The organism is Streptomyces hydrogenans (assembly GCF_014656075.1).
Lineage (GTDB): Bacteria > Actinomycetota > Actinomycetes > Streptomycetales > Streptomycetaceae > Streptomyces > Streptomyces hydrogenans.
The window spans coordinates 1-12599 of sequence record NZ_BNBS01000084.1 but is presented as its reverse complement, the minus strand read 5'-3'; the positions used below and the strand labels follow the sequence as shown (position 1 = coordinate 12599).

Sequence of the window (12599 nt, the reverse complement as noted above, 5' to 3'; positions counted from 1 at the left end):
ACAAGGACGGCGTCATGATCGTACGGATCATGGGGGAGGGCCAGCGCGAGCTGGCCGACAGCCACTTCGCCGAGCTGAACGTGCTCGACGACGAGTTGCTGGCCGAGATGGAGTCGGGCGACGAGGAAGGCTTCCGCCGCACCCTGGCGGCCCTCCTCGCCGCCGTCCGCCGGCTGGGCGGTCCCCTCCCCGACGACGCCCTCGAACCCTCGGAGCTCATCCTCCCGTCCCCCGACGCGACCCTGGACGAGGTCCGGGAGATGCTCTCGGACGACGGCCTGATCCCGGGCTGACACCGCCGCCCCGATCGGGGCGGGCGGTTCGGCTCGGGGGTTCCTCGTACGCGTTCCGGCCGGGATTCTCCCCAGGCGTTCCGCCCGGGGTTCCCCTTAGGCGTTCCGCCCGGGCGTTCTCCGTAGGCGTTCTGCCGGGGTGCCTCGTAGGGCGTTCCCCCGGGGAGTTCCCCGCAGACGTTCCGCCCGGGGTTCCGTGCGGGCGTCCTCCCGCGGGTCCCCGTAGGCGCGTTCCCCCGGGGCCCCATGGGCGCCCCACCCCGGGATTCCGGACGGGGCCCTCGGGGAGGGACGCCCGGGCCCACCGGATCGGCGCCCGGGCGGCGCCGGAGCCGTCACCCCACCCTCCCCCCAGGACCCGCACCGTTCCATGAGACCCGCAACCCGCCGTACCGTTCCCCGGTGACCCGCCCCCACCTGGCCGCACGCCTGTGCGAGCGCTTCCGCGACCATCCCCTCGCCTTCGACACGGTGCTGGCCTTCGGCGTCCTCGTCGCGATGATCGCCGCCTCCTTCACCGACCCCCACGGCAGCGTCACCGGCCCCACCTTCGGCGACCGCGCCCCCACCCTCACCGGGGTCGGGATGATGCTCGTCGCCGCCCTCGCCCTGGTGTTCCGGCGCCGCAGGCCCTTCGTCGTCCTCGCCCTCACCTCCGGGCTCGCCCTCGTCGAGCTGCTCGGCGAGACCCGCCCGGCCCCGGTCACCATCGGCGTCGTCGTCGCCCTCTACACCGTCGCCTCGCAGACCGACCGCCCCACCACCTGGCGCGTCGGCCTCGCCACCATGACCGCGCTCGCCTTCGCCGCCATGGCCTTCGGCCCCACCCCCTGGTACGCCCAGGAGAACCTGGGGGTCTTCGCCTGGACCGGCATGGCGGCCGCCGCCGGCGACGCCGTCCGCAGCCGCCGGGCCTTCGTCGACGCCATCCGGGAGCGCGCCGAACGCGCCGAGCGGACCCGCGAGGAGGAGGCCCGCCGCCGGGTCGCCGAGGAACGCCTCCGGATCGCCCGCGACCTCCACGACGTCGTCGCCCACCACATCGCCCTGGTCAACGTGCAGGCCGGGGTCGCCTCCCACGTCATGGACAGGCGCCCCGACCAGGCCAAGGAGGCGCTCGCGCACGTCCGCGAGGCCAGCCGCTCCGCCCTGGACGAGCTGCGCGCCACCGTCGGCCTGCTCCGCCAGTCCGGCGACCCGGAGGCCCCGACCGAGCCCGCCCCCGGCCTCGCGGTGCTCGACGGACTCCTCGACAGCTTCCGCAAGGCCGGCCTGCCCGTCTCGCTGGCCCGCACCGACGGCGCCCGGCCCCTCCCGGCGGCCGTCGACCTGGCCGCGTACCGGATCGTCCAGGAGGCCCTGACCAACGTCCGCAAGCACGCCGGACCGGACGCCCGCGCCGAGGTGAGCGTCGTCCTGGTGGGCCGTACGGTCGAGGTCACCGTCCTCGACGACGGCGTCCCGCCCACCGGCCCCGCCCCGGAGCCCTCCGGCGGCCACGGCCTGCTGGGCATGCGCGAGCGGGTCACCGCGCTCGGCGGCGTCCTCACCACCGCACCCCGCTACGGCGGCGGCTTCCGCGTGCAGGCGATACTGCCGCTGACCCCCGGGACGGCCCGGGAGGCGGGGGAGGACAGATGACGATCCGGGTGCTGCTCGCCGACGACCAGGCGCTGCTGCGCAGCGCCTTCCGGGTGCTGGTCGACTCCGAGCCCGACATGGAGGTCGTCGGGGAGGCCGCCGACGGCGCCCAGGCCGCCGCCCTCGCCCGCAGCGAACGGCCCGACGTCGTCCTCATGGACATCCGGATGCCCGGCACCGACGGCCTCGCCGCCACCCGCGCGATCACCGCCGACCCCGAGCTCGCCGACGTCCGGATCGTCATGCTCACCACCTTCGAGATCGACGAGTACGTCGTCGAGTCGCTGCGCGCCGGCGCCTCCGGCTTCCTCGGCAAGGGCGCCGAACCGGAGGAGCTGCTCGGCGCGATCCGGATCGCGCACGCGGGCGAGGCGCTGCTCTCGCCAACCGCCACCAAGGGCCTGATCGCCAGCTTCCTCGCCCAGAGCGCCGCCGCGGGCCCGGCCGGCACCCCGGCCGGGGCGGACGCCGGCCGGCTGGCCGCGCTCACCGCCCGGGAGCGCGAGGTCCTCGTCCTCGTCGGCGGCGGCCTCTCCAACGACGAGATCGCCGAACGGCTCGACGTCAGCCCGCTCACCGTGAAGACCCACGTGAACCGGGCCATGGCCAAGCTCGGCGCCCGCGACCGCGCCCAGCTGGTGGTCACCGCCTACGAGACGGGACTGGTACGCCCGAGGGGGGAGTGACCCGGCACCCCGGCGTACTGCGGACGCGGTACGCGCCCGGCCGGATAACCGCCCCGGGGGCGACGCGAGCGGCCCGCGGGTGGCCGATCCTGGGGGCTGGGGGGCGCTCCTGGCTGCCCGCCGCCTGCCGACGAGTACGCCACAGAAGAGAGACCCCATGTCCTGGCTGTCCAGATTCAGCCTCGCGCAACGGGCCCTGATCGGGCTGATGTCCATCGTCGCCATCGTCTTCGGACTGATCGCGATACCCCAGCTGAAGCAGCAGCTGTTCCCCTCGATCGAGCTCCCGATGGTCTCGATCATCGCCCCCTACCAGGGCGCCTCTCCCGACGTGGTCGAGAAGCAGGTCGTCGAGCCGCTGGAGAACAACCTCAAGGCCGTCGACGGCCTCAAGGGGATCACGTCCACCGCCTCCGAGGGCAGCGCCGTGATCATGGCCTCCTTCGACTACGGGGACGAGTCCACCAAGCAGCTCGTCGCCGACGTCCAGCAGGCCGTCAACCGCGCCCGGGCGATGCTGCCCGACACGGTCGACCCGCAGGTCGTGGCCGGTTCGACGGACGACATCCCGACCGTCGTCCTCGCCGCCACCTCCGACAAGGACCAGCAGGCCCTCGCCGACCAGCTGGAGCGGACCGTCGTCCCGGCCCTGGAGGACATCGACGGCGTCGGCCAGGTCAGCATCGACGGCGTGCAGGACCTCCAGGTCTCCGTCACCCCCGACGAGCGCAAGCTCGCCGCGGCCGGCCTGACCTCCATGAACCTCGCCCAGGCGCTCCAGAACGGCGGCGGCACCATGCCCGCCGGCTCCTTCTCCGAGGCCGGCAAGAGCCGCACCGTCCAGGTCGGCGGCGGCTTCACCTCGCTCCAGCAGATCCAGGACCTGCGGATCAAGCCCGCCCGGGGCAAGGCGGTCCGGCTGGCCGACGTCGCCACCGTCGAGCAGGAGGAGTCCGCCCGGGTCTCGCTGACCCGTACCGACGGCAAGCCCAGCCTCGCCGTCATGGCCACCATGGACAAGGACGGCAGCGCCGTCGCCATCTCCGAGGCCGTCGAGGAGAAGCTGCCCGAGCTGCGCAAGCAGCTGGGCGCGGGCGCCGAGCTGACGGTCGTCTCGGACCAGGGCCCGGCGGTCGCCAAGTCGATCTCCGGCCTCACCACCGAGGGCGCCCTCGGCCTCGTCATGGCCGTCCTGGTGATCCTGGTCTTCCTCGCCTCGATCCGCTCGACCCTGGTCACCGCGGTCTCCATCCCGCTCTCGGTCGTCCTCGCGCTGATCGTGCTGTGGACCCGCGACCTCTCGCTCAACGTCCTGACGCTCGGCGCGCTCACCATCGCCATCGGCCGGGTCGTCGACGACTCGATCGTGGTCCTGGAGAACATCAAGCGCCACCTCGGCTACGGCGAGGACCGCCAGTCCGCGATCATCACCGCGGTCAAGGAGGTGGCCGGCGCGGTCACCTCCTCGACCCTCACCACCGTCGCCGTCTTCCTGCCGATCGGCCTGGTCGGCGGCATGGTCGGCGAGCTGTTCGGCTCGTTCAGCCTCACCGTGACGGCCGCCCTGCTGGCCTCGCTGCTGGTGTCGCTGACGGTCGTGCCGGTGCTCTCGTTCTGGTTCCTGCGCGCCCCCAAGGGCACCTCCCAGGACCCGGACGAGGCCCGCAGGGCCGCCGAGGAGAAGGAGGCGAAGAGCCGCCTCCAGCGCGCCTACGTGCCGGTGCTGCGGTTCGCCACCCGCCGCCGCCTCACCAGCGTGGCCATCGCCCTCGTCGTCTTGGTCGTCACCTTCGGCATGGCGCCGCTGATGAAGACCAACTTCTTCGACCAGGGCGACCAGCCGGTCCTGACGGTCAAGCAGAAGCTGGCCCCCGGCACCGCCCTGGACGCCTCCGACGAGGCGGCGAAGAAGATCGAGAAGGTCCTCGCGGACACCGAGGGCGTCAAGAACTACCAGGTCACCGTCGGCTCCTCCGGCTTCATGGCGGCCTTCGGCGGCGGCACCGGCGCCAACCAGGCGTCCTTCCAGGTGACCCTGGAGGAGTCCGCCTCGTACGAGAAGACCCGCGACGCCATCGAGTCGGCGCTCGGGAAGCTCGACGGCGTCGGCGACACCTCGATCGCGGCCGGCGACGGCTTCGCCGGCCAGGACCTGAGCGTCGTGGTGAAGGCCGGCGACCGGGAGCTGCTCCAGAAGGCGTCCGAGCAGGTCCAGAAGGCCGTCGCGGAGCTGAAGGACGTCACCGACGTCCAGAGCGACCTGGCCCAGTCGGTCCCGCGGGTCTCCGTGAGGGCCAACGAGAAGGCGGCCGACGCCGGCTTCGACGACGCGAGCCTCGGCATGATCGTCGCCCAGGCGGTCCGCGGCACCCCCGCCGCCAAGGCCACCCTCGACGACACCGAGCGGGACGTCCTCATCACCTCGGCCACCCCGGCCACCACCCTCGACCAGCTGAAGGCGCTGCCGCTCGGCCCGGTGAAGCTCGGTGACATCGCCACCGTCGAGCTGGTCCCCGGTCCGGTCTCCATGACCCGGATCGACGGCGCCCGCGCGGCGACGATCACCGCCAAGCCGACCACGGACAACACCGGCGCCGTCGGCACCGCGCTCCAGTCGAAGATCAGCGCGCTCGACCTGCCGGAGGGCGCCTCGGCCTCCGTCGGCGGCGTCTCCGAGGACCAGAACGAGGCCTTCCTCAACCTGTTCCTGGCGATGCTCGCGGCCGTCGCGATCGTCTTCATGCTGCTGGTCGCGACCTTCCGGTCGCTGATCCAGCCGCTGATCCTGCTGGTCTCCATCCCGTTCGCCGCCACCGGCGCCATCGGCCTGCTGGTCGCCACCGGCACCGCGATGGGCGTCCCGGCGATGATCGGCATGCTGATGCTCATCGGCATCGTCGTGACCAACGCGATCGTCCTGATCGACCTGATCAACCAGTACCGGGCACAGGGGTACGGCGTCGTCGAAGCGGTGGTCGAGGGCGGCCGGCACCGGCTCCGCCCGATCCTGATGACCGCCCTGGCGACGATCTTCGCCCTGCTGCCGATGGCCCTCGGCATCACCGGCGAGGGCGGCTTCATCGCCCAGCCGCTCGCCGTGGTCGTGATCGGCGGCCTGATCAGCTCGACCCTGCTGACCCTCCTCCTCGTCCCGACGCTCTACGCGATGGTCGAGCTCCGCAAGGAGCGCCGCGCGAAGAAGAAGGCGGCGAAGAAGGGGGCGAAGAAGACGCTCAAGAAGGACGGCGACGCGACGGTGATCCCGGAGCAGCCGGACGTCAGCCCGCTCGACGCGACCCTGCTCGACGCCCTGGACTGAGGTCCCGGCCGGCAGACCGAAGGGGCGCCCCGCGAACTCGCGGGGCGCCCCTTCCGTGTACGTACCGGAGAACCGTTACGGCAGCGCCAGCATCCGCTCCAGCGCGAGCTTCGCGAACGCCTCGGTCTCCTTGTCGACCTCGATCCGGTTGACCAGGTTGCCCTCGGCCAGCGACTCCAGGGTCCACACCAGGTGCGGCAGGTCGATCCGGTTCATGGTCGAGCAGAAGCAGACCGTCTTGTCGAGGAAGACGATCTCCTTGCCCTGGTCGGCGTAACGGTTCGCCAGGCGGCGGACCAGGTTCAGCTCCGTGCCGATCGCCCACTTCGAGCCGGCCGGGGCCGCCTCCAGGGTGTTGATGATGTACTCGGTCGAGCCCACGTGGTCCGCGGCGGCGACGACCTCGTGCTTGCACTCCGGGTGGACCAGCACGTTCACGCCGGGGATCCGGGCGCGCACGTCCTCGACCGACTCCAGCGAGAAGCGGCCGTGCACCGAGCAGTGACCCCGCCACAGGATCATCTTGGCGGCGCGCAGCTGCTCGGCGGTGAGCCCGCCGTTCGGCTTGTGCGGGTTGTAGACCACGCAGTCGTCCAGGGACATGCCCATGTCGCGGACGGCGGTGTTCCGGCCCAGGTGCTGGTCCGGCAGGAAGAGCACCTTCTCGCCCTGCTCGAAGGCCCAGTCCAGCGCCTTCTTCGCGTTCGACGAGGTGCAGATCGTGCCCCCGTGCTTGCCGGTGAAGGCCTTGATGTCGGCCGAGGAGTTCATGTACGAGACGGGCACGGTGACGTCCGCGATCCCGGCCTCGGTGAGGACGTCCCAGCACTCGGCGACCTGCTCGGCGGTGGCCATGTCGGCCATCGAGCAGCCTGCCGCGAGGTCGGGCAGGACGACCTTCTGGTCGTCGCCGGTGAGGATGTCGGCCGACTCTGCCATGAAGTGCACGCCGCAGAAGACGATGTACTCGGCCTCCGGCTTGGCGGCGGCGTCACGCGCGAGCTTGAAGGAGTCGCCGGTGACGTCGGCGAACTGGATGACCTCGTCGCGCTGGTAGTGGTGGCCGAGGACGAAGACCTTGTCCCCGAGCTTCTCCTTGGCCGCGCGGGCACGCTCCACCAGGTCGGGGTCGGAGGGCGACGGCAGATCGCCGGGACACTCCACGCCGCGCTCGCTCTTGGGGTCGGCCTCGCGGCCGAGCAGCAGGAGGGCGAGCGGCGTCGGCTGGACGTCCAGGGGGGTCTGGGCGGTGGTCACGTCACGCACCCTTTCTTCGGGGAACCTTTTCGTCGAAATGACGTTATCTATCATAACCCCTTCACGTCATCCTGACGATGGCCATAGTGTCGATGTGACGCATTCGCCCTCCGCGTCTTCGGGCGGCATGTGCGAGCATGGAGGAGGGAAATCCCACCCGACCCGGAATGAATCCGGGGCACCGCCGGTTGTCACCGTCGGCAAGCAGTCTCCGTACAACCCGGGAGAGATGTAGATGTCCGTATCGGACGAGACCGGCACCGTCACCGACGGCATCATCGTCACCGACGCCGCCGCGGCCAAGGTCAGGGCTCTGCTGGAGCAGGAAGGCCGTGACGACCTCGCGCTGCGTGTCGCCGTCCAGCCCGGTGGCTGCTCCGGCCTGCGCTACCAGCTGTTCTTCGACGAGCGCTCGCTCGACGGCGACGTCGTCAAGGACTTCGACGGTGTCAAGGTCGTCACCGACCGCATGAGCGCCCCGTACCTGGGCGGCGCCTCCATCGACTTCGTCGACACCATCGAGAAGCAGGGCTTCACGATCGACAACCCGAACGCCACGGGCTCCTGCGCCTGCGGCGACTCGTTCAGCTAAGCCGCGCAGCGGTGAAGAGGGCGGTGGCCCGGGAGACCGACCTCCCGGGCCACCGCCCTTTCCGCATGCCGTCCGCCGCGCGGCGGCGGGGCCCGTACGCCCCTACCGGCGCGGCACCGCCTCCTCGCTCGGCGCGTCGACCACCGGCCGGTCGCCCAGCGGCGCCTCCAGTTCCACCTCCACGGTGATCTCCTTGGCGACCAGGATGCAGGCGCGGTCCGGGTCGTCCGGCTTCTCGTCGATCCACACCCGCACCTGCCGCGGGTCCTCCGCGGCGCGCGCGGTGTAGGTGCTGCACACCCCGCCCCAGAAGGTCAGCGCCAGCGTCCGCCCGTCACCCGCGACGGTGAACGACTCGATCCGCCGCACCGGCGCCGTGCCGTCCGACGGCTCCGGCGTGCCCGGCGTGGGCTCCGGGGACGGCGTCGCCGGCGGCACCAGGAACTCCGCCGCCACCGCCGTCGAGGTCACCGTGTACGCCGCCGCGTCCGCCGGATCGGCCGTGAACAGCCACGCGGGCACCAGCGCCCGCCCGTCCGCCGTGTCCGTCGCCGCGAGACCGAGCACCGCACCGGTCACCGGGACCTCGCGGGGCGGAGCCATGTCGACGATCGTCTGGCACGGCGCGTCCTTCCCGGGCTCGTCCGGTGCCTGGGGCTCCCCGGCCGGCGGGTCCGTGGCGCAGCCGCCGATCCCGATCGGGCCGGTGCCCTTCGACTCCTCGTTCAGCCGCGCCAGCGCCCGCTCCGCCGACACCACCGGGTACGTCTCGCCCTTCGCCGGCTCCTTCAGCGTGCCGCTGCCCGCCACCGGCCGCCCGTCCGGGCCGATGTGCAGCCCCGTCGACCAGCCGTACGTGGGCAGCCCGCCGATCACCGGATCGGCGTTCACCACCCGCACCGAGCCGTTCATCACCTGCGTCGCCGACACCTTCGCGTCGTCCTGCCCCAGCGCCTTCAGCACCGGCGCGGCCGCCGCCCGGGCCGCGGCCTCGCTCACCGGGGAGCCCCCGGCCGGCGGCTTCACCTCACCCGGCGGCGGACACGCCTTCCCCTTCAGACAGGTGTCACCGGCCGGACCGCCGTCGTACCAGGAGTACGTCCAGTTCCCCGGCGCCTCCCGCGCCACGTCCAGGCGCGGTCCGACGCCGTCCTTCTCGGGCCGGATCGTCCACACGTCCCCGACCAGCGCAGGCCGCCCCTCGACACCGAGTGCCCCGGCCAGCCTGGCCACCTCTTCCGAGGTGACCAGGCCCTTCGGCCGGTGGACCGCGGCCGACGAGGGCCCTTGGGGGAGTGGGCCCTCGGCTCTGTAGACCGTCCCGTTCGGGCCGCCGCCCGGGTTCGGCTCGCCCGGCGCGATCCCCGCGCCCGGGCCCGTACCGCCGCTCCCGCCCCCGAGCCGCAGGGGCGGCGGCGCGGGCGCGCCCGCGGACCGGGACGCCGTGTCCCCGCCGTCCCGCTCGTCACCGGCGGCGGTCAGATACAGCCCACCGCCACCGGCCAGCAGCACACCCGCCGCCACCGTGGCGACGAGCGCGGTCCGTCGCCCGCGTCCGCTCTCCGTACCGCTCACCGCAACGCTCCCTCGTGTCGTTCGGACACCGGTGGGACGGGGCGGGGGCGCGGTCGGTTCCGTCCCGTCAGCCGCCGTACTCGGCGGTGGCGGCGATCAGCCGCGCCGAGGAGTCCGGGACGACCACGCCGTGGATCGAGGCGGGGGAGACGGGGGCGGGCGCCGGATCGGCCGGCGTCACCCAGTGCGGGACCATCCGGGCACCGGCGCCGCGCAGCTCGGCGAGGCTCAGTTCGGACTCGTGTCGCTCGCGGGGAGCGGGGTACGTGGTCATGGGCGCACCGTATGCACCACCCGCCTCCGGAGAAAAGGCCTACTCTGGGGTAGTTTCCACTGTTCGGCAGCGAGCCCCGCAGCGGATACCGTGGATCGTCCTCACCCATTACCCGCAGGAGCACCCAGCCGTGCGTATCGCAGTCACCGGCTCCATCGCCACCGACCACCTGATGACCTTCCCCGGCCGGTTCGCCGACCAGCTGGTGGCCGACCAGCTCCACACGGTGTCCCTCTCCTTCCTCGTCGACAACCTCGACGTCCGCCGCGGCGGCGTCGGCCCCAACATCTGCTTCGGCATGGGCCAGCTCGGCGGCAACCCGATCCTCGTCGGCGCCGCCGGCTACGACTTCGACGAGTACCGCGCCTGGCTCGACCGCCACGGCGTCGACACCGGCTCGGTCCGCATCTCCGAGGTCCTGCACACCGCGCGCTTCGTCTGCACCACGGACAAGGACCACAACCAGATCGGGTCCTTCTACACCGGCGCCATGAGCGAGGCCCGCCTCATCGAGCTCAAGGCCGTCGCCGACCGCGTGGGCGGGCTCGACCTCGTCCTCATCGGCGCCGACGACCCCGAGGCGATGCTCCGGCACACCGAGGAGTGCAAGGCCCGGGACATCGCCTTCGCCGCGGACTTCTCCCAGCAGATCGCGCGCATGGACGGCGAGGAGATCCGCACGCTCCTCGACGGCGCGACCTACCTCTTCTCCAACGAGTACGAGAAGGGCCTCATCGAGGCGAAGACCGGCTGGACCGACGAGGAGATCCTCTCCCGCGTCGGGCACCGCGTCACCACGCTCGGCTCGCGCGGCGTCCGCATCGAGCGGGCCGGCGAGCCCGCGATCGAGGTCGCCTGCCCCGAGGAGGAGGCCAAGGTCGACCCCACCGGCGTCGGCGACGCGTTCCGCGCGGGCTTCCTGACCGGGCTGTCCTGGGGCGTCGGCCTGGAGCGGGCGGCGCAGGTCGGGTGCATGCTGGCGACGCTCGTCATCGAGACGCTCGGTACGCAGGAGTACACCCTGCGCCGCACCAACTTCATCGACCGCTTCACCAAGGCGTACGGCCACGAAGCCACCGCGGAACTCCAGTCCCACCTCTCCTGACCCCACACGGCCCGCACCCACCGTCGGCCCTGCGGGCCGTCCCCGCCGCGCCCCGCGCCCTGTGGGCAGGCGTCCCGCAGGGCGGGACGGGTGGGCACAGGGACGGCGCCCCCTGCCGGGCCAAGGCTTTCCGCGCCTGAACCCGCACCCCGTAGGACGACGCCGTACGGGTGCGGGCTCAGGCACGGAAGCGGAGGCACCCGCAAGGGTGCCGTTCCGTTGTGCCCACCCTCCCCCAAGCTCTCGGCTTCGCTCGAGCAGGGGGGACCCCCATCGCCCCAGCGGAACGACTGCCCGCAACGGAGCGGTGGCGGTACGTCCCGGCCGGGCGCGGCCCGCGATGAAACGGCGGCGCCCGGGCCCGCGGGCGTCAGGTGGCGCGGCGGACGACGTACGCGGGGGCGCCCTGGGGGGTGGCGGTCTCGCCGACGTAGCGCTGGCCCCGCATCTCGCACCACGCGGGAATGTCCAGCCGGGCCGCCGCGTCGTCGGACAGCACGGTCACCGTCCCCCCCACCCGCACCGACCCGATCACCTTCGCCAGCTCGATGACGGGGATCGGGCACCGCTTCCCGAGCGCGTCGACGACCAGCTCCTGCGCGGGCTCCGGCTCCGCGGCGGCCGGCGCCGCGCCCAGCCGCTCCCGTACCGACGCCACCACCCCCGGCAGCACCGCCAGGAAGCGGTCCACGTCGGCGGAGTCCGTGCCGGCGGGCAGCGAGACCCGGACGTTCCCCTCGCTCAGGACGCCCATCGCGCGCAGCACATGGCTGGGCGTCAGCGTCGAGCTCGTACACGACGAACCGGACGAAACGGAGAAACCCTCCCGGTCCAGCTCCGACAGCAGCGTCTCCCCGTCGACGTACAGACAGGAGAAGGTGACGAGGTGGGGGAGGCGCCGCACCGGGTCGCCGACGACCTCCACGTCCGGCACCAGCTCCGGCACCCGCGCCCGGATCCGGTCGACGAGCTCCCGCAGCCGCGCGCCCTCCGCCGCCGCCTCGGCCCGCACCGCCCGCAGCGAGGCCGCCGCCGCGACGATCGCGGGCAGGTTCTCGAAGCCGGGCGCGCGGCCCGACTCCCGTTCGTCGGACGGGCCTTGCGGCGCGAACCGGACGCCCTTGCGGACCGCCAGCAGGCCGACCCCGGCCGGCCCGCCCCATTTGTGCGCGCTCGCCGCCAGCAGCGACCAGCCCTCCGGGACCGGGCCCCAGCCGAGCGACTGGGCCGCGTCCACGAGCAGCGGCACCCCGGCCGCCCGGCAGGCTTCCGCGACCTCGGCCACCGGCTGCTCCGTGCCCACCTCGTGGTTGGCGGACTGGAGGCAGGCCAGGGCCGTTCCCTCGCCCAGCTCGGCCGCGAAGGCCGCCGGGTCGACCGCCCCGGTCCGGCCGACCGGCACCTCCGTCACGGTCCCGCCGGCCGCCGCGTGTGCCTCGCCCGCGTGCAGCACCGAGGAGTGCTCGACGGCCGAGACCACCAGCCGCCCGCCGACCCGGCGGCGCCCGGCGAGCGCGCCCGACACGCCCGAGTGCACCGCGCGGGTCCCCGAAGGAGTGAAGACGAGTTCGTCGGGGCGACAGCCCACCGCCTCCGCCGCGGCCTCCCGCGCCGCGTCGAGCAGCAGCCGGGCCCGCCGCCCCTCCCGGTAGAGCCGGGCGGGATCGGCCCACCCCTCGTCGAGGGCGGCGAGCAGCGCCTGACGGGCGACGGGGTGCAGGGGCGCGGCGGACGCGGCGTCGAAGTACGGCATCCGCCCACGGTAGAGCCTGCCTCCCGGCGCCCCCGGCAGCCCCCGCCACCGGCCGGTGGACCGTCGCCGGGGCCCGCGCGGACCGGCCGCCGGCCGCCGCCCGG

At 73.3% G+C, this 12599-nt stretch carries 10 protein-coding genes; 6 read left to right on the top strand and 4 right to left on the bottom strand.

The window, feature by feature from the left end; genetic code table 11:
* Positions 1 to 14: 14 nt before the first annotated feature.
* The 4 genes from pspAA to IE321_RS28580 all read left to right on the top strand — a co-directional run bounded on the left by pspAA (position 15) and on the right by IE321_RS28580 (position 5939).
* Positions 15 to 293 carry a PspA-associated protein PspAA gene (gene pspAA / locus IE321_RS28595; RefSeq protein ID WP_043222936.1) on the top strand — a complete coding sequence of 93 codons (279 nt, stop codon included), beginning with the start codon at positions 15 to 17 and terminating at the stop codon, positions 291 to 293.
* Between the two features lie 402 nt (positions 294 to 695).
* Complete coding sequence (locus IE321_RS28590; RefSeq protein WP_226651681.1) at positions 696 to 1934, top strand: histidine kinase; 1239 nt, start codon at positions 696 to 698, stop codon at positions 1932 to 1934.
* Positions 1931 to 2620 carry a response regulator gene (locus tag IE321_RS28585; protein ID WP_043222938.1) on the top strand — a complete coding sequence of 230 codons (690 nt, stop codon included), beginning with the start codon at positions 1931 to 1933 and terminating at the stop codon, positions 2618 to 2620. The genes IE321_RS28590 and IE321_RS28585 overlap by 4 nt, the downstream gene beginning before the upstream one ends.
* Positions 2621 to 2777: 157 nt before the next feature.
* The gene (locus tag IE321_RS28580; RefSeq protein ID WP_190225056.1) at positions 2778 to 5939 is read left to right on the top strand and encodes an efflux RND transporter permease subunit; all 3162 of its coding nucleotides are present in this window, start codon (positions 2778 to 2780) and stop codon (positions 5937 to 5939) included.
* 75 nt (positions 5940 to 6014) lie between these two features.
* On the opposite strand, the gene nadA is transcribed toward IE321_RS28580, so the two are convergent.
* Complete coding sequence (nadA, locus tag IE321_RS28575; protein ID WP_488191491.1) at positions 6015 to 7205, bottom strand: quinolinate synthase NadA; 1191 nt, start codon at positions 7203 to 7205, stop codon at positions 6015 to 6017.
* A 226-nt stretch (positions 7206 to 7431) separates the two neighbouring features.
* On the opposite strand from nadA, the gene IE321_RS28570 reads away from it, so the two are divergent.
* Positions 7432 to 7788 carry a HesB/IscA family protein gene (locus IE321_RS28570; protein ID WP_031006968.1) on the top strand — a complete coding sequence of 119 codons (357 nt, stop codon included), beginning with the start codon at positions 7432 to 7434 and terminating at the stop codon, positions 7786 to 7788.
* A 102-nt stretch (positions 7789 to 7890) separates the two neighbouring features.
* Here the strand turns inward: IE321_RS28570 and IE321_RS28565 are convergent, their stop codons facing one another.
* Positions 7891 to 9363, bottom strand: a complete 1473-nt coding sequence (locus IE321_RS28565; RefSeq protein WP_190225055.1) for a hypothetical protein — start codon at positions 9361 to 9363, stop codon at positions 7891 to 7893.
* Between the two features lie 67 nt (positions 9364 to 9430).
* Positions 9431 to 9637 (bottom strand): hypothetical protein, encoded by a 207-nt coding sequence (locus IE321_RS28560; RefSeq protein ID WP_043222947.1) that lies wholly within the window; start codon positions 9635 to 9637, stop codon positions 9431 to 9433.
* Positions 9638 to 9767: 130 nt separating this feature from the next.
* On the opposite strand from IE321_RS28560, the gene IE321_RS28555 reads away from it, so the two are divergent.
* Positions 9768 to 10742: a carbohydrate kinase family protein gene (locus IE321_RS28555; protein ID WP_043222949.1), complete on the top strand. Its 975-nt coding sequence runs from the start codon at positions 9768 to 9770 to the stop codon at positions 10740 to 10742.
* A 370-nt stretch (positions 10743 to 11112) separates the two neighbouring features.
* Here the strand turns inward: IE321_RS28555 and IE321_RS28550 are convergent, their stop codons facing one another.
* The gene (locus IE321_RS28550) at positions 11113 to 12495 is read right to left on the bottom strand and encodes a cysteine desulfurase/sulfurtransferase TusA family protein (protein ID WP_190225054.1); all 1383 of its coding nucleotides are present in this window, start codon (positions 12493 to 12495) and stop codon (positions 11113 to 11115) included.
* Positions 12496 to 12599 lie beyond the last annotated feature (104 nt).